Origin of the sequence: Kitasatospora sp. NBC_00374, from assembly GCF_041434935.1 — a bacterium.
In the GTDB taxonomy this organism is placed as follows: Bacteria; Actinomycetota; Actinomycetes; order Streptomycetales; family Streptomycetaceae; genus Kitasatospora.
In genome coordinates, this window is sequence record NZ_CP107964.1 from 2,399,935 (window position 1) to 2,416,233 (window position 16,299).

The 16,299-nt window shown below is 73.4% G+C and carries 13 protein-coding genes; 9 read left to right on the top strand and 4 right to left on the bottom strand.

The annotated features are described in order from the left end of the window. Position 1: 1 nt before the first annotated feature. The 5 genes from OG871_RS10715 (at position 2) to OG871_RS10735 (ending at position 5,391) form a co-directional block, all read left to right on the top strand. Complete coding sequence (locus OG871_RS10715) at positions 2–1,366, top strand: sulfate adenylyltransferase subunit 1 (RefSeq protein WP_371496294.1); 1,365 nt, start codon at positions 2–4, stop codon at positions 1,364–1,366. A gap of 226 nt (positions 1,367–1,592) precedes the next feature. After that, entirely contained in the window at positions 1,593–2,747 is a 1,155-nt protein-coding gene (locus OG871_RS10720) for an aliphatic sulfonate ABC transporter substrate-binding protein (RefSeq protein ID WP_371496296.1), read from the top strand. 138 nt (positions 2,748–2,885) lie between these two features. Then, a complete protein-coding gene (locus OG871_RS10725) occupies positions 2,886–3,689 on the top strand; it encodes an ABC transporter ATP-binding protein (protein ID WP_371496297.1) in 804 nt (267 codons plus the stop codon). Then, entirely contained in the window at positions 3,676–4,569 is an 894-nt protein-coding gene (locus tag OG871_RS10730) for an ABC transporter permease (protein WP_371496299.1), read from the top strand. Before OG871_RS10725 ends, OG871_RS10730 begins: the two co-directional genes overlap by 14 nt. Before the next feature lie 18 nt (positions 4,570–4,587). Beyond that, entirely contained in the window at positions 4,588–5,391 is an 804-nt protein-coding gene (locus OG871_RS10735) for a sirohydrochlorin chelatase (protein WP_371496300.1), read from the top strand. Positions 5,392–5,440: 49 nt separating this feature from the next. Here the strand turns inward: OG871_RS10735 and OG871_RS10740 are convergent, their stop codons facing one another. Continuing rightward, positions 5,441–5,950: a hypothetical protein gene (locus tag OG871_RS10740; RefSeq protein ID WP_371496302.1), complete on the bottom strand. Its 510-nt coding sequence runs from the start codon at positions 5,948–5,950 to the stop codon at positions 5,441–5,443. Between the two features lie 162 nt (positions 5,951–6,112). Here OG871_RS10740 and OG871_RS10745 point away from each other — a divergent pair, with 162 nt between their 5' ends. Beyond that, positions 6,113–6,568, top strand: a complete 456-nt coding sequence (locus tag OG871_RS10745) for an RICIN domain-containing protein (RefSeq protein WP_371496304.1) — start codon at positions 6,113–6,115, stop codon at positions 6,566–6,568. Between the two features lie 82 nt (positions 6,569–6,650). Here OG871_RS10745 and OG871_RS10750 read toward each other — a convergent pair whose 3' ends face one another. The 3 genes from OG871_RS10750 to OG871_RS10760 all read right to left on the bottom strand — a co-directional run bounded on the left by OG871_RS10750 (position 6,651) and on the right by OG871_RS10760 (position 11,316). Continuing rightward, positions 6,651–8,294 carry a DEAD/DEAH box helicase gene (locus OG871_RS10750; RefSeq protein ID WP_371496306.1) on the bottom strand — a complete coding sequence of 548 codons (1,644 nt, stop codon included), beginning with the start codon at positions 8,292–8,294 and terminating at the stop codon, positions 6,651–6,653. Positions 8,295–8,505: 211 nt separating this feature from the next. Next, complete coding sequence (locus OG871_RS10755) at positions 8,506–8,709, bottom strand: cold-shock protein (RefSeq protein WP_371496308.1); 204 nt, start codon at positions 8,707–8,709, stop codon at positions 8,506–8,508. Between the two features lie 306 nt (positions 8,710–9,015). Then, positions 9,016–11,316, bottom strand: coding sequence for an MMPL family transporter (locus OG871_RS10760; RefSeq protein ID WP_371496309.1), 2,301 nt, complete (start codon positions 11,314–11,316; stop codon positions 9,016–9,018). 524 nt (positions 11,317–11,840) lie between these two features. Here OG871_RS10760 and OG871_RS10765 point away from each other — a divergent pair. From OG871_RS10765 to OG871_RS10775, 3 genes are all read left to right on the top strand, one after another. Further along, positions 11,841–14,045: an MMPL family transporter gene (locus OG871_RS10765; RefSeq protein ID WP_371503270.1), complete on the top strand. Its 2,205-nt coding sequence runs from the start codon at positions 11,841–11,843 to the stop codon at positions 14,043–14,045. Between the two features lie 185 nt (positions 14,046–14,230). Next, a complete protein-coding gene (locus OG871_RS10770; protein ID WP_371496310.1) occupies positions 14,231–15,124 on the top strand; it encodes a phosphotransferase enzyme family protein in 894 nt (297 codons plus the stop codon). Between the two features lie 166 nt (positions 15,125–15,290). After that, a complete protein-coding gene (locus OG871_RS10775; protein WP_371496312.1) occupies positions 15,291–16,283 on the top strand; it encodes a polysaccharide deacetylase family protein in 993 nt (330 codons plus the stop codon). Positions 16,284–16,299 lie beyond the last annotated feature (16 nt).

The window sequence follows — 16,299 nt, forward strand, 5'->3', positions numbered from 1 at the left end:
CATGCCGACCGACCTGCAGGCCGATTCGACGGCCGAGAACCCCTTCGGCGAGGCCTCCGCCACCGCGCTGCTGCGCTTCGCCACCGCCGGCTCCGTGGACGACGGCAAGTCGACCCTGGTCGGCCGCCTGCTGCACGACTCCAAGTCGGTGCTGGCGGACCAGCTGGAGGCCGTCGAGCACGCCTCCCGCAGCCGCGGCCAGGAGGCGCCCGACCTGGCGCTGCTCACCGACGGCCTGCGTGCCGAGCGCGAGCAGGGCATCACCATCGACGTGGCCTACCGCTACTTCGCCACCCCCCGGCGGCGGTTCATCCTCGCCGACACTCCCGGGCACGTGCAGTACACCCGCAACATGGTGACCGGCGCCTCCACCGCCGAGCTGGCCGTCGTGCTGGTCGACGCCCGCAACGGCGTCGTCGAGCAGACCCGCCGGCACGCCGCGGTGGCCGCCCTGCTGCGGGTGCCGCACGTGGTGCTCGCGGTCAACAAGATGGACCTGGTCGAGTACGCCGAGCCCGTCTTCGCCGCGATCGCCGAGGAGTTCACCGCCTACGCGGCCTCGCTGGGCGTGCGCGACGTGGTGGCCGTGCCGATCTCGGCGCTGGCCGGGGACAACGTCGTCGTCCCCTCCGCGCACATGGACTGGTACGGCGGCCCGACCCTGCTGGAGCACCTGGAGACCGTGCCGGTCGGCACCGACCCCAGCGAGGAGCCGGCCCGGTTCCCGGTCCAGTACGTGATCCGCCCGCAGAGCGAGGAGCACCGCGACTACCGCGGCTACGCCGGGCAGCTGGCCTCCGGCGTGCTGCGGGTCGGCGACCCGGTCACCGTGCTGCCCTCGGGCCACACCAGCACCGTCGCGGGCATCGACGCCCTCGGCCGGCCGACCGACATCGCCTGGGCTCCCCAGTCGGTCACCGTCCGCCTCGCCGACGACATCGACATCTCGCGCGGCGACCTGATCGCGGCCGGCCAGGCCCCGGTGCCCACCAAGGACATCGTGGCCACCGTCGCCCACCTCAACGAGCGCCCGCTGCGCGCCGGCGACAAGGTGCTGCTCAAGCACACCACCCGCACCGTGCGGGCGCTGGTGAAGGAGATCTCGTACCGGATCGACATCACCACGCTCGAACAGCGCAGCGGCGCCGAGGGCCTGGACGTCAACGACCTCGGCCACGTGGTGCTGCGCACCGCCGAGCCGCTGGCCCTCGACGACTACAGCGCCAACCGCCGGACCGGATCGTTTCTGCTGATCGACCCGTCCGACGGCACCACCCTCACCGCCGGCATGGCGGGCGAGGCGTTCGACACCGTCCGCATCACCACGGACGACACCGTTTCGGGCGACGAGGAGGACTGGGTCTGATGCCCAGCGAGGCGTTCTCGGGCATGGACAAGGAAGGCGGCCGCATCGGCAGCGGCGTCCTCGGCAGCGGCCAGGGCGGACTGACGCGATGTGGGGGCGGACAGGGGCACTGATCCCCTGTCACCGGGCCGGCCCTTCCCACAGCAGGGCCGGCCGGGCCTGCCCGGCATCCCGATGCCGACAGCACCACCGCACCTTCACCTTCCATGGAACAGGGACGACTCTCATGGCACCCAGCACCTCCCTCACGCATACCCCGGCCCGCCCGAACGCCGGCCGGATCAGACGGTCCGCCGTCGCCGTCGTCGCCGCGGTCACCGTCGCGGGCCTGCTCAGCGCCTGCAGCTACGGCTCGAAGAGCACCGACAAGACCTCGGCCGCCCCGGTCGCCGCGTCCGGCGCCTCCGGCCAGAAGCTCTCCGCCGACACCGTGAAGATCGGCTACTTCGCCAACCTGACCCACGGCACCCCGCTGGTCGGCCTGCAGGAGGGCCTGATCCAGAAGGAGCTCGGCGCCACCCAGGTCAAGACCCAGATCTTCAACGCCGGCCCGGCCGAGATCGAGGCGCTGAACGCCGGTTCGATCGACATCGGCTGGATCGGCCCCTCCCCGGCGATCAACGGCTTCACCAAGTCCAAGGGCGCCTCGCTGCGGGTCATCGGCGGCTCCGCCTCCGGCGGTGTGAAGCTGGTGGTCAACCCGGACAAGATCAAGACCCTGGACGACCTCAAGGGCAAGAAGATCGCCACCCCGCAGCTCGGCAACACCCAGGACGTGGCGCTGCTCAACTACCTGGCCGAGAAGGGCTACAAGGTCGACGCGCAGTCCGGCGCCGGTGACGTCTCGGTGGTCCGCTCGGACAACAAGGTCACCCCGGACGCCTACAAGTCGGGCTCCATCGACGGCGCCTGGGTGCCGGAGCCGACCGCGTCCAAGCTGGTCTCGCTGGGCGCCAAGGAGCTGCTCAACGAGAAGCAGGTCTGGCCGGACGGCAAGTTCGTGATCACCAACATCATCGTCTCGCAGAAGTTCCTCAAGGAGCACCCGGACGTGGTGGAGGCCGTGCTGCGCGGCTCGGTGAACACCAACGCCTTCATCAAGGCCGACCCGGACAAGGCCAAGGCCGACGCCAACGAGGCCATCAAGGCCGCCGCGGGCAACGCCCTGGAGCCGGCGGTCCTCGACCCGGCGTGGAAGGACATCGAGTTCCTCGACGACCCGCTGGCCAGCACCTTCCAGGCGGAGGCCGACCACGCGGTCACGGCGGGCCTGCTGGAGAAGCCGGCCCTGACCGGCATCTACGACCTGACCCTGCTCAACAAGGTGCTCAAGGAGAAGGGCCGGCCGGCCGTCGCGGACGCCGGCCTCGGGGTCAAGTGACCCTCACCCCGTGACTCCGCGGCCCGCGCCCCGCTCCCGTCCGGTCGATGCCCAATCACAGGACGGGCGCGGGGCCGGGCCCCGGCCCCGCGCCGCAGGCCCATGCCAGACCCATCACGCAGGACAGGAGGTGCCCGGATGACCCCGGCACTGACCACCTCGCAAGACGCTCCCGGCGTCGAGCTGCCGACCGGCCGCCCCGCCGTCCGGCTCTCGCACGTGCACAAGACCTTCGGCCGCCCCGGCACCGCCGCCCCCGTCCTGGAGGACATCTCCCTGGACGTGGCCCCCGGCGAGTTCGTCACCCTGCTCGGCGCCTCCGGCTGCGGCAAGTCCACCCTGCTCAACCTGGTCGCCGGACTCGACCGGCCCACCTCCGGCACCATCGAGGTGCCCGGCGGCCGCCCGGCCCTGATGTTCCAGGACCACGCGCTCTTCCCCTGGCTCACCGCCGGCCGCAACATCGAGCTGGCCCTGCGACTGGCCGGCGTGCCGCGCGAGGAGCGCCGCCCCGAGGCCGAACGGCTGCTGGAACTGGTCCGGCTCGGCGGCTCGTACCGGAAGCGGGTGCACGAGCTGTCCGGCGGCATGCGCCAGCGCGTCGCCCTGGCCCGCTCGCTCGCCCAGGGCGGCAACGTGCTGCTGATGGACGAGCCGTTCGCCGCGCTCGACGCCATCACCCGCGACGTGCTGCACGACGAGATCACCCGGATCTGGGCCGAGCGGCAGCTGACCGTCCTGTTCGTGACCCACAACGTGCGCGAGGCCGTCCGGCTGGCCCAGCGCGTCGTCCTGCTCTCCTCCCGCCCCGGCCGGATCGCCCGCGAGTGGCGGATCGACCTGCCGCAGCCGCGCCGGATCGAGTCCGCCGGTGTCGCCGATCTGTCCATCGAGATCACCGAAGAACTGCGTGGGGAGATCCGCCGCCATGTCCAGCACTGACACCACGCTCGCCAAGGAGCCGACCGACTCCGCCAGCGTCGAGGCCGGCCTCGACGCGCTGGAGACCGTCCAGGTCCAGCGCACCCCCGTCACCCAGGTGCTGCGCCAGAAGGTGCTGCCGCCGGTGCTCGGCGTCCTGCTGGTGCTGGGTGTCTGGCAGCTCGCCGTCACCCTGGAGCTGACCACCACCGACAAGCTGCCCAGCCCCGGCGAGGTCTGGCAGTCGCTCACCAAGCTCTGGTACGCGGGCACCCTGTTCGAGATCATCTGGACCAGCCTCTGGCGCGGCCTGTCCGGCTTCCTCGCCGCCGTGGTCATCGGCACCCCGATCGGCCTGGTCGTCGCCCGGGTCAAGCCGGTACGGGCGGCGCTCGGCCCGGTGCTCTCCGGCCTGCAGTCGCTGCCGTCGGTCGCCTGGGTGCCCGCCGCCGTCATCTGGCTCGGCATCAACAACTCGGCGATGTACGCCGTGATCCTGCTCGGCGCCGTCCCCTCCATCGCCAACGGCCTGATCTCCGGCATCGACCAGGTGCCGCCGATCTACCTGCGGGCCGGCCGCACCCTCGGCGCCACCGGCCTGGCCGGCGCCCGGCACGTGCTGCTGCCCGCCGCCCTCCCGGGCTACCTGGCCGGCCTCAAGCAGGGCTGGGCGTTCTCCTGGCGTTCGCTGATGGCCGCCGAACTCATCGCCGCCTCCCCCGACCTGGGCGTCGGCCTCGGCCGGTACCTGGAGAACCAGCGCGAGTTCTCCGACATGTCCGGCGTGCTGCTCGGCATCATCCTGATCCTGGTCGTCGGCGTCGCCATCGACCTGCTGATCTTCTCCCCCGTCGAGCGCCGGGTGCTGCGCAGCCGCGGCCTGCTCGTCACCACCCGCTGAGCCGCTGAGGTACCGCCCATGAGCAACGGCCGGCTGTCCGCCCTCCCCTGCCCGCTCCCCGCCGGCCCGGCGGCGGGCAGCCCCGTGCTGCTCCTGATCGCCCACGGCAGCCGGGACCCTCGGCACGCCGCCACCGTGGACGCCCTGGTCGGGCTGGTGCGCCGGGCGCGCCCGTCCGTCGAGGTCGCCACCGCGTACCTGGACCACTGCGCGCCCCGGATCCCCCAGGTGGTCGACCGCCTCGACGGCCGGGCCGCGGTGGCCGTACCGCTGCTGCTCGGCCGGGCCTTCCACGCGAAGAGCGACATCCCGGCCGCCCTGCGCGCCACCGGCGCCGACCTGCCGGTCGCCGACGTGCTCGGTCCCTCCCCGCTGCTGCTGGACGCCCTCGACCGCCGCCTCGCCGAGGCCGGCCTCGACCTCGGCTCCGCCGCCGTCCGCCGCCGGACCGGCGTCCTGCTCGCCTCGGCGGGCTCCTCCGACCCGGCCGCCAACGCCGCCACCCGCGCACTCGCCGCCGAGTGGCAGCGCACCCGGGGCTGGGCCGCCGTCGGGACCGCCCACGCCTCCGCCGTCCCCCCGCACGTCCCGGACGCCATCGCGGCCCTGCGCGCGGCCCCCGGCGTCGCACGGGTGGCCGTCGCGCCGTACCTGCTGGCCCCCGGCCTGCTCCCGGACCGGATCACCACGGCCGCCACCGCCGCCGGCGCGGACCTGGTCGCGGACACCCTCGGCGCGGCCCCCGAAATCGCCGCCCTCCTGCTGCACCGCTACGAGCACGCCCGGCACGCCGCCCCGGCCGCCCGCGCGCTCAGCGCCTGACGCTCCGGCGGGGGCGTCCGGAGGCAGGGCACGTCCAGCGCGAGCGCGATCAGCCGGTCGCGGCCGCGAAGCGGGCCGACAGGTCCGCCAGCGCCTCCCGCTCCGCGCGGCTGGTCGCCGTCGGGCGGTCCTCCCGGCGGGCCTGCTCGCTCGCGTACCGCAGCGGCGGCTCGGCCCAGCGCCAGGCGTGCGCGGCGCAGCGGCGCTCGTCCGGGGTGCCGTGTTCGGCCGCGCGCAGCAGGTCCGCCAGCACTCGCCGGCGGCCGACCGCCGCGACCAGGACGGCGGTGAGCCAGCGCGGCGAGCTGGGGTCGTCGTCGTACAGCAGGACGGCGAGCGCCCGGTCGTAGTGGTGCGCGGCCGCCGCACGGTCGGCCTCCAGGGCGCGGCAGACCGTCTGCCGCTTGTGCCCGATCCGGTGGTACTGCGGATAGAGCGGCTGATGCTCGGCCAGCCGCGCCACCCGCTCGTCGAACGGTTCCTCGCAGACCAGCCCGAGCCCGGCCAGCAGCCCGTCGAGGCCGCGTTCCTGTGCGGCGAGCCGCTCCCCGAGTTCCATCCCGTCCTCCTCCGCTCCCGGTCGGTCGCCCACCCTACGCGGCCCCGGTCGCGTGCCCCGACCCGCTCTGGCAGCATCCGCAGGGCGGGAGCCCCGGCCGCCGTCCGGGCCCCGGCGTACCGTGGTCGCGGACGGGCACGCGAGCATCCTGGGGGTCGGGCGATGGGACGGGCGGCGCAGGGGCGCGGACCGGTGGCGCAGGGGCGGTACCGGCTGCGGAACGTCGGGAGCGGGCTGCTGCTGGAGGTCGCCGGGGGCAGTACCCGGCACGGGGCCAAGGTCCGGCACGGGCGCGACGACGACAGTGCGGCCCAGGTGTGGCGGGTGTCGGCCGTGCACGAGGGGGCGGGCCTGTACCACCTGGAGAACGCCGCCAGCGGCAAGCGGCTCGACGTGACGGGTGCCCGTACCGACGACGGGGTGCCGCTGCAGCAGTGGTCGGCGAACGCGTTCGGTGCCCAGGAGTGGCTGTTCGAGCGGCATGTGGACGCGCCCGGCACCTTCACCGTGACGGCGTTCGTGAGCGGCAAGGTGATGGAGGCTGCGGACGACGGCACGGTCCGGCAGTGGGAGGACACCGACACCCCGGCGCAGTGGTGGCGCCTGGAGCAGGCCTGAGAGCGGGCGGACACCGCCGCCCGGTACGCCGAAGGGCGCCGGACCGGGTCACGGTCGGGCGCCCCACAGGCGTGCGGACGGGTCAGTCGGACTTGCGGCGCTGGCGGCCGGTGCCGTAGTTGGAGCCGCTCTTGGTGCCCGAGCCGGGCTGGGCCCGGCCCGAGGTCTTGCCGATGAACCCGGCGGCCTGCCTGCTGCCGCCGGCCGCCGCGCGGGTGCCGCCGGTCGCCGCGCCGAGGCGCTGCTTGGGGCGCGGCCGGCGGGGGTTGCCGTTGAGGTCGACGTCCTTGGGGAGCGCGGACCGCTTGGACTGCGGACGGCGGCGGGGCTGGCCGTCGGCGCCGCTCTCGGCCTTGGCCGCGGCCTGGGCCGCCTGCGCCACCTGGGCGGGGGCGAGCAGCGGCAGGACCGCGACGCCGCTGGGGGTGCGGGCGCCGGTGATCCGGTTCAGCTCGCCGTCGCCGGGGCGGACCTTGGTGACGGTCGGCCGGATGCCGGCGGTGGTCATCAGCCGCGAGACCTCGCGGCGCTGCTCGGGCAGGACGAGGGTGACCACGGTGCCGGACTCGCCGGCCCGGGCGGTGCGGCCGCCGCGGTGCAGGTAGTCCTTGTGGTCGATCGGCGGGTCGACGTTGACGACCAGGTCGAGGCCGTCGATGTGGATGCCGCGGGCCGCGACGTTGGTCGCGATGAGCGCGCTGACCTGGCCTTCACGGAACTGGTCCAGGGTGCGGTTGCGCTGCGGCTGGGACTTGCCGCCGTGCAGCGCGGCGGCCTGCACACCGGCGGCGCGCAGCTGCTTGGCGAGCCGGTCGGCGCCGTGCTTGGTGTGCACGAACATGATCACGCGGCCGTCGCGGGCGGCGATCCGGGCGGTCGCCTCGGCCTTGTCGGCCGGCTCCAGCTGGATGACGTGGTGGTCCATGGTGGTGACGGCGCCGGCCGACGGGTCCACCGAGTGGGTCACCGGGTCGGTCAGGAAGCGGGTCACCAGGCGGTCGACGTTACGGTCGAGGGTGGCGGAGAAGAGCATCCGCTGCCCGCCGGGGGCGACCTGCTCCAGCAGCTTGGCGACCTGGGGCAGGAAGCCCATGTCGGCCATCTGGTCGGCCTCGTCCAGCACGGTGATCTTCACGTGGTCGAGCCGGACGTCACCGCGGTTGATCAGGTCGTCCAGTCGGCCGGGGGTGGCGACCAGGACCTCGGTGCCGCGGCGCACCTGGTTGGACTGGCGGGTGATCGACATGCCGCCGACCACGGTGGTGATCCGCAGGTTGAGGCCGATCGCGTACGGGCTCAGCGCCTCGGTGACCTGCTGGGCCAGCTCGCGGGTGGGCACCAGGACCAGGGCCAGCGGGTAGCGGGAGTCGGCGCGCTGGCCGGCCGTGCGGGCCAGCAGCGGCAGGCCGAAGGCCAGCGTCTTGCCGGAGCCGGTACGGCCGCGGCCGAGCACGTCGCGTCCGGCGAGGGCGTCCGGCAGGGTGGCGGCCTGGATCGGGAAGGGCTCGGTGACGCCTTCCCGGCCGAGCGCGGTGAGCAGCGCCTTCGGCATGTCCAGCTCGGCGAAGCTCGCCGCCGGCGGACGCGCCGGGGTGCCCTGGACGACGGTGAACTCCTCGGCCGGGCGCGGGGCCGCGGTGCGCGGGCGGGCGGAGGCGCCGGCGCTCTTGCGCGGCGGGCGGCCGCCGCCGGTGCGGGTGCGCTGGGTGCGTGCGGGGTCGGTCATGGTGCTCCAAATCCTGCTCGGCCGACCGCTGCGGGTTGGTGCCGCGGGCGGTGGGACCTTGGGGGCAACCCCCGGCCGGTGGGCTGGGGGAAGGTCGGCCGTTACAGGAGTGGGAGTGCGCCGCCCCGGCCGTTCGGCGGCATGGGCGAGGGCCCGCACCCTGCGGTACGGGCCCTCGCGCAGCACTTTTGAGTCGGCTGGAAGCCGGGTCTCAGATGGTGCGGATGTTCTCGGCCTGCGGGCCCTTCTGGCCCTGCGTGACGTCGAACTCGACCTGCTGGCCCTCGATGAGCTCGCGGAAGCCGTTGGACTGGATGTTCGAGTAGTGGGCGAACACGTCAGCGCCGCCACCATCCTGCTCGATGAAGCCGAAGCCCTTTTCGCTGTTGAACCACTTCACGGTGCCGGTAGCCATAACCGTCTCCATATTTCACTGGGGCGTCAGGGTCCACACCTCGTGAACCCCAAGTAGCCGCGATCCCCATCCGGAGACAAAACACCGGACAAAACAAATGCGCCTGTTGGTTGATACCAGCAGGCGCACACACACGTTCATGGGAACCAATACTGCAACTGCCTCGACTGTAGCACGGCCGATCGGTGTGGTGATCGGAAAGTTCCCCTGGTCACACCACGTTTGGCCGACGCAGCGAGGGGGCACGCGGATCAGCTCCGCACGCCCCCTCGCCTTCAAGCAGTGAACGCGGTGAACGCCGTGGGCTCAGCGCCGGCCGGCGGGCTCCAGCTCGTCGGCGGCCACCGGGGTGTCCCCGGCGTGGCCGGGGATCCGGGAGTGACCGGGCCACCAGGCCGCGCGGCCGAGCAGCGCGGTGAGGGCCGGGGTGAAGAACATCGCCATCACGAAGGCCGAGACGGCGATGCCGAAGGCCACCGAGAAGCCGATCTGGCTGAACAGCGAGTTGCCGGCCAGCAGCATGGTGGCGAAGGTCAGGGCCAGGATGCTGCCCGCCGCCGCGACCGTGGGGCCGCCGTGGCGCATGGCCAGTCCGGCCGCCTTGCGCGGGCTGTGGCCCTCGGCCGCCTCCTCGCGCAGGCGGGCGATCATCAGGATGTTGTAGTCGGTGCCGATCGCCACCACGAACAGGTAGATGAACATCGGCAGCATGAACATCAGGCCGGGCTCACCCTGGAACCGCTGGAAGACCAGGCTGGTGGCGCCGACGGTGGCACCGAAGCCGAGGCCGACCGCCGCCATCAGGTACCAGGGGGCGACGATGCTGCGCAGCAGCAGCGCCAGGATCAGCATGATGAGCAGTGCGGCGACCGGGAAGACCAGCGAGTAGTCGCGGGCCATCGCGGTGTTGATGTCCTTGTACACCGAGGTGATACCGCCGACGTAGGCCTCGGTGCCCTGCGGGGCGGAGCCGTGCGCGACCTTGCGCAGGCCGTCGATGGTGTCGATGGCCCGGTTCGTCGCCGGGGCGTCCTTGAGCATCACGGTGATGTCGGCGGTGGCGCCGTCCTGGCTCAGGTGGGGCTGCGGCACGACCTGGGCCACGCCGGGGACCTTGCCGAGCTCCGCGACGTACCCGGTCAGCGCGGAGGCGTCGAGCTTGGCGCCCTCCTTGGTGCTGGTCAGGTAGATGTGGCTGGGGTCGGCGGCGCCGGCCGAGAAGGCCGTCATCAGGGTGTCCTGGACGACCATCGACTCCTTGGTCTTCGGCATCGAGCCGGAGGCCAGGTCGAAGGTGCCCTTGTAGCCGAAGGCGGCGAAGGAGAGCACCACCAGCATCGCGCCGGAGACCAGGGTGACCAGCAGCGGGCGGCGCTCGACGGTCCGGCCGAGCGCGGCGAAGCGGGCGTTCTCGGGCTCGATCCGCCAGGCCTCGGGGAAGTTGCAGCGGGGGCGCGAGCGCAGCGTGGGCAGGAAGGTCCCGACCGCACCGGGCGCGGCCCAGGGCTTGGTCCGCGGGAGCAACACGAGCCACTTCAGGTGGCGCCAGTCCCAGCGGAACCACTGGACCATGCGGCGGAACAGCACCCGCTCGGGGATCACCGAGAGCACGGCGGGCACCAGGGTGACGGAGGCGAGCGCGGTGACCGCGACGGCGATCGCCAGCGAGGGGCCGAGCGCCTTGAACATGCCGAGGCTGGACAGCAGCAGGACGCTGAAGGCCACGATGACCGCGCCGGCCGCCGAGGAGATGGCTTCGCCGACCCGGCCGACGGCGTTGACCACAGCCGTCTTACGGTCCTCGCCGGCCCGCATCCGCTCGCGGTAGCGGAACATCAGGAAGAGGAAGTAGTCCGTCCCGACACCGAACAGCACGATGATCAGGATGGCCGACACCGAGCTGTCGGCCTTGAGCCCGAAGGCCTTGCTGGCGTCGGCGATCAGGCCGTTGGCGACCATCGAGTAGACGAAGATCGACACGATCGGCAGCAGCGCGATGATCGGGCTGCGGAAGATCAGCCAGAGCGTGAGCAGGATGATCACGATCGTGCCGATGCCGATCAGGGCGTTGGCCAGTTCCGAGGAGTCCTTCTGGTCCAGGTTCTGTGCGGCCTGACCGCCCAGCTGCACCTTGAGGTTGGTGCCCTCGGCCAGCTTCTTGGCCTCGTCGCGCAGCTCCTTGGCCGAGTCGGCGGCCTCGGGCTTGTGCGCCGAGTTCTTCTCCATGCCGACCATGGACAGCGCGTAGCGGCCGTCCTTGGAGGTGGACTGCTCACTCACCGGCAGAATGGTCTCGACCATCTTGACGTGCTTGTCGGTGAGGCCCTGGACGACCTTGCCCATGGCCGCCGTGTCGGCGCCGTCCAGCTTGCCGCCGTCGGTCCGCTCGAAGAGCACCATCGCGGCCGGGGTGAAGTTGGCCGGGAAGGCCTTCTCCTGCACCTGCGCGGCCTGGATGGACTCGTAGTGCTTGGGCAGGAACGCGCTCTCGTCGGTCTGCGCGGTCAGCGTCGGGGCGGTGGCGATGATCGCGACAGCGGCGACCAGCCAGCCGACGATCACCCACCAGGCCCGCCTGACGACGAAGTGTCCTATTCGGTGGAACATGCTCGTAGTGCCTCCTGGGCATGGTTCACCGCAGCCCTGGGGGGACGGGACGCCGGGCGACGGCAGGACCGGGCGGCGAGCGGCAGCGCCTGCTCTTAGCCGGTCGGCAGGTAAGTACGGTCAGCATCCTACGGGAATTTACTTGCCGCCCGGCAAGTGGATTTCCCGCGGACCGCCCCCTAGGGGTGGCCCCGTGCCGCCCCCGGACCATCCTGACCTGCGGACGGCACCCGACACCTCGTGCTCCGGGTGGAGACGCCTCCCCCTCAGGGTGGACTCCGGTCCTCCCCGTCAAGGAGGAGATCTCGGGGGCCCGAGTAGGGGAAACCCCACCCCCGGGGTGAGGGAAGGCCCAGGGAAGACTCCCCCGCCAGCCCGATGTTGCGTCAGGCCGCGTTTTCCTAGCCTTCCTCATGCAGCTTCCACAGCGCGCCGGACCGCAGCCGGCGACCGCTTCCGGCGGCATCCGGCCGCCGCACTCCCTGGGGGGACGAACACCCGTGAAACCTGGACTCGCCGCGACGATGGGCGCCTGGAGCGCCCGGCACAGAAAGACGGCCGTCTTCGGCTGGCTGCTGTTCGTGGTGCTCGCCGCCTACCTCGGCGGCGTGCACGGCAGCACCAAGGTCGAGCAGTCGGAGTCGATGCCCGGCCAGGTGGCCCGGGCCGCCAAGATCCTCGACGAGGCCGGGATCAAGCGCCCGGCGGGCGAGACCGTCCTGGTCCAGAGCTCCGCCCTGACCGCCGACGACCCGGCCTTCCGGCGCGTGGTGGACGAGGTCGCGGGCGCCGTCACCGGCACCGGCAGGACCGCCGACCTGCACAGCCCGTACGACAGCGGGGCGATATCGGCCGACCGGCACTCCGCCCTGCTGCAGTTCACCCTGGCGGGCCAGGACGAGAAGGCGGTGGAGGACGTCCCCGCCGTGCTGGCCGCCGTCGGCAAGGTCCAGGCGGCCCACCGGGACCTCACCGTCGAGGAGTTCGGCGAGGCCAGCGCCGGGAAGTGGTTCCAGGACCAGTTCAAGAACGACTTCAGCCGCGCCGAGTGGACGGCCGTCCCGCTCGCGCTGGGCATCCTGCTGATCGCCTTCGGCGCGCTGGTGGCCGCCGTCCTGCCGGTGCTGCTCGCCCTCACCGCGTTCATCGCGGCCGGCGGCCTGGTCGCGCTGAGCAGCGGACTGCTGCACACCAGCGACGACGCCAGCTCGGTGATGCTGCTGGTCGGCCTCGCGGTCGGGGTCGACTACTGCCTCTTCTACCTGCGCCGCGAGCGCGAGGAGCGGGCCGCCGGACGGGACGCCGCGACCGCCCTGCAGATCGCCGCCGCCACCTCGGGCCGGGCCGTCCTGGTCTCCGGTGTCACCGTCGTGGTCGCGATGGCCGGCATGTTCCTCACCGGCATCGCCGACTTCCAGGCCATGTCACTGGCCACCATCATCGTGGTGGTCACCGCCGTCCTCGGTTCGCTGACCGTCCTGCCCGCGCTGCTCTCCATGCTCGGCGACCGGGTGGACAAGGGCCGGGTGCCGTTCCTGCACCGGCTCCGCCGGAGCGACGCCGCCGGCGGCCGGGTCTGGAACGCCGTGCTCACCCCGGTGCTGCGCCGCCCGCTGGCCGCGACCGTCCTGGCCGGCGGCCTGCTGCTGGGCCTGGCCGCCCCGATGCTCACCATGCACACCGCCAACCTGACCTTCCAGCAGCAACTGCCCAAGGGCAACGCGCTGGTGGCCACCTCGGCCCGGATCGAGGCGGCCTTCCCCGGCAGCCCGTCACCGGCCACCGTCGTGGTCAAGGCCAGGGACATCGACTCCCCGGAGATGACCAGGGCGATCGCCGACTTCCAGGCCAGGGCGCTCACCACCAAGGGCATGCACGGCCCGATCCAGGTCACCGTCCACCAGGCGCAGAACGTCGCCACCATCGACGTCCCCCTGCTCGGCAGCGGCAACGACGCCACCAGCAACGACGCCCTCGACGCGCTGCGCGGCACGGTGGTCGCCGACACCCTGCTCAAGGTGCCCGGCACCGAGGCCCCGGTGACCGGCCAGACCGCGGGCTCGCACGACTTCAACCGGCAGATGTCGGACTCGATGCTCCCGGTCTTCGGCTTCGTGGTGGCCTTCGCCTTCCTGCTGATGCTCACCTCCTTCCGCTCCCTGGGCATCGCCGTCACCGCCGTGGTGCTCAACCTGCTGTCGGTCGGCGCGGCGTACGGGGTGCTGTCGCTGGTCTTCCAGCACGGCGTCGGGGCGTCCCTGCTCGGTACCGCCGGGGTGGGCGCGGTGGAGTCCTGGGTGCCGCTCTTCCTCTTCGTGATCCTCTTCGGGCTGAGCATGGACTACCACGTGTTCGTGGTCTCCCGGATCAAGGAGGCGCACGACCGCGGCCTGTCCACCCAGGCCGCCATCTCGTACGGCATCCGCAGCACGGCCGGCGTGGTGACCAGCGCGGCCGTGATCATGGTCGGCGTGTTCGCGGTGTTCGGCACCCTGTCGATGCAGTCGATGAAGCAGATGGGCGTCGGCCTCGCGGTGGCGGTGCTGATCGACGCCACCGTGATCCGGGCGGTCCTGCTGCCCGCCGCGATGAGCCTGCTGGGCGAGCGCAACTGGTACCTGCCGAACTGGCTGTCCTGGCTGCCGAAGCTCGAACACGGCGAGCCCACGCCGCCGGCCGCCGCGGCCCCGGCCCGGCACGCCGCCGAGCGCGAGCCCGCCGCGCACTGACCGCCGTGCGCTGACCGCTGACCGCTCCAGGCGGCACAACCCCCACCGACCGCACAGGGGACGGCCGGTGGGGGTTGTGCCGTCCGGGCGGACGGGCCGGGCACCCGGACGCGCCGACCGCGCGCCGTTCGTGTCCGACGCTTGCGGCAGGATTGACCGGCACCAGGCAGAACGGAGCCGCCACGATGACCACCGAAGCCCCCTTCGACGAGCCCCGCGCCCGCGCCCTGCTCGCCGCCGCCTGCACCACGGCCGGCCTGCCCCGGCCCGACGCGGCCGAACTGCTGGCGCTCGGCGAGAACGCGGTCTTCGACCTGGGCGGCCCGGCCGTGGTGGCCAAGGTCGGCCGCAGCCCGGCCACCGCCGAACGGGCCGACCGCGAGCTGACCACGGCTCAGTGGCTGGACGGCCAGGGCGTACCGGTGGTCCGCCCGTACCTGCCGGGGCCGGTGGTCCCGGACGGGCACCCCGTCACCTTCTGGCACCGGCTGCCGGCGGCCGTCCGCGCCGCCCGGCCCGCGGACCTGGCCCCGCTGCTGCGGGCGCTGCACCGGCTGGCCCCGCCGCCGTTCCCACTGCGGCCCCGCGACCTGCTGGCCCCGGTCGACCGCTGGCTGGCCGCCGCCGACGGGCGGATCGACCCGGCCGACGCCCGCTTCCTGCGCGAACGCAAGGAGCGGTTCACCGCGGCCGCGGCCGAGCTGACCCCCCACCTGCCGCCGGGCACGATCCACGGGGACGCGCTGCCGCGCAACGTCCACGTCGGGCCGGACGGGCCCGTCCTGCTCGATCTGGAGAACGTCGCCCAGGACCTGCGGGAGCACGACCTGGTGGTGCTCGCCCTCAGCCACGACCGGTACGGCGTCCCCACCGAGGACTACCTCGCCTTCACCGAGGCGTACGGCTGGGACGTCCGCGCGTGGCCCGGCTTCGCGGTGCTGCGCGGTGCGCGGGAGACCGCCAGCGCCGCCTGGGTGGCCCAGCAGGCGGCGACCGCCCCGGCGGCCCTGGCCGAGTTCCGCCGCCGGGTGGACTCGCTGCGGGCCGACGACCCCCGGGTGCGCTGGTACGCGTTCTGAGGACGTCCGGCAGCCGGGGGATCCCCCTAATCCGGCCACCGCCCCGGCCGGTTCCGGTCATCGGCACCGCTCGTACGCGGCAGCGGAACCGGCCCGCACGGCCCCGCGTCCATGGCAGCACACGGCCCGCCCCGAGCCGGCCGGTACGACACCAGGAGTCGCCACCATGCTGCCTCCCCGTCACCTGTCCCCGCACCGCCGCGCCATGGGCGGGGCGGTCACCGCGCTGCTGCTCCCCGCCCTGCTCGCGGGCTGCGGGCGCGCCGAGGGCCACACGACGCGGGCGGCCGGCACCCCGGCCGCCTCCGTGTCGACGGGCACCGCACCGTCGGGCGCCTCGCCGTCCGCCGCACCGGCGCCCGGTACCACCGACGGGACCGGCACCTCGGGCGGGCCGAGCACACCGGGCAGCCCGGCTCCCACCACCGGCCGTCCGGCCACGCCGACCGCCCCCGCCACCACGAAGCCGGCCGTCCCGAGGCCGAGCACACCGGCCGCCACGAAGCCCACCACCGGCCGGACGGCGACGAGCACCCCGCCGGCGCCGCCACCGAAACCGGCCGTCTCGCTGGTGCGCTCCACCGCCTCCGGCGGCCGGAGTGTCGCCCTGACCTTCGACGACGGCCCCGGCCCGGCGACCGGCCAGATCCTCGACCTGCTCGCCCAGTACCACGTCCGCGCGACCTTCTGCCTGATCGGGACGGACGCCGCCGCCAACCCGGCCGCGGTGCGGCGGATCGTCGCCGAGGGGCACCGGCTGTGCGACCACACCGTGCACCACCCGCAGCCCCTGCACGCGCTCCCCCACGACCGGCAGGTGCAGGAGATAGCCGCCGCCAAGGACATGATCGTCAACGCCGCGGGCCCGGGCACCCCGGTGAGCTGGTTCCGCGCGCCGGGCGGGGACTTCACCGCCGAGAACGAGCAGATCGCCGCCCAGGCCGGGATGCGCTCGCTGAGCTGGTCGGTCGACCCGCGCGACTGGTCCCGCCCCGGCACGGCGGCGATCGTGTCCGCCGTCCAGCGCGGTCTGCGGCCGGGCGGGGTGGTGCTGCTGCACGACGGCGGCGGCGACCGCAGCCAGACCGTCGCGGCGCTCAGGCAGCTGCTGCCGTGGCTGACCGCGCAGGGGTACTGCTTCGACCTCCCGGCCTCCTGACCACCCCCTCCTGACC

Coding starts and splice junctions, on each gene's coding strand:
- OG871_RS10770 (WP_371496310.1), top strand. CDS start 14,231: ATGACCACCGAAGCCCCCTTCGACGAGCCCCGCGCCCGCGCCCTGCTC.
- OG871_RS10715 (WP_371496294.1), top strand. CDS start 2: ATGCCGACCGACCTGCAGGCCGATTCGACGGCCGAGAACCCCTTCGGC.
- OG871_RS10755 (WP_371496308.1), bottom strand. CDS start 8,709: ATGGCTACCGGCACCGTGAAGTGGTTCAACAGCGAAAAGGGCTTCGGC.
- OG871_RS10745 (WP_371496304.1), top strand. CDS start 6,113: ATGGGACGGGCGGCGCAGGGGCGCGGACCGGTGGCGCAGGGGCGGTAC.
- OG871_RS10720 (WP_371496296.1), top strand. CDS start 1,593: ATGGCACCCAGCACCTCCCTCACGCATACCCCGGCCCGCCCGAACGCC.
- OG871_RS10725 (WP_371496297.1), top strand. CDS start 2,886: ATGACCCCGGCACTGACCACCTCGCAAGACGCTCCCGGCGTCGAGCTG.
- OG871_RS10740 (WP_371496302.1), bottom strand. CDS start 5,950: ATGGAACTCGGGGAGCGGCTCGCCGCACAGGAACGCGGCCTCGACGGG.
- OG871_RS10760 (WP_371496309.1), bottom strand. CDS start 11,316: ATGTTCCACCGAATAGGACACTTCGTCGTCAGGCGGGCCTGGTGGGTG.
- OG871_RS10750 (WP_371496306.1), bottom strand. CDS start 8,294: ATGACCGACCCCGCACGCACCCAGCGCACCCGCACCGGCGGCGGCCGC.
- OG871_RS10775 (WP_371496312.1), top strand. CDS start 15,291: ATGCTGCCTCCCCGTCACCTGTCCCCGCACCGCCGCGCCATGGGCGGG.
- OG871_RS10735 (WP_371496300.1), top strand. CDS start 4,588: ATGAGCAACGGCCGGCTGTCCGCCCTCCCCTGCCCGCTCCCCGCCGGC.
- OG871_RS10765 (WP_371503270.1), top strand. CDS start 11,841: ATGGGCGCCTGGAGCGCCCGGCACAGAAAGACGGCCGTCTTCGGCTGG.
- OG871_RS10730 (WP_371496299.1), top strand. CDS start 3,676: ATGTCCAGCACTGACACCACGCTCGCCAAGGAGCCGACCGACTCCGCC.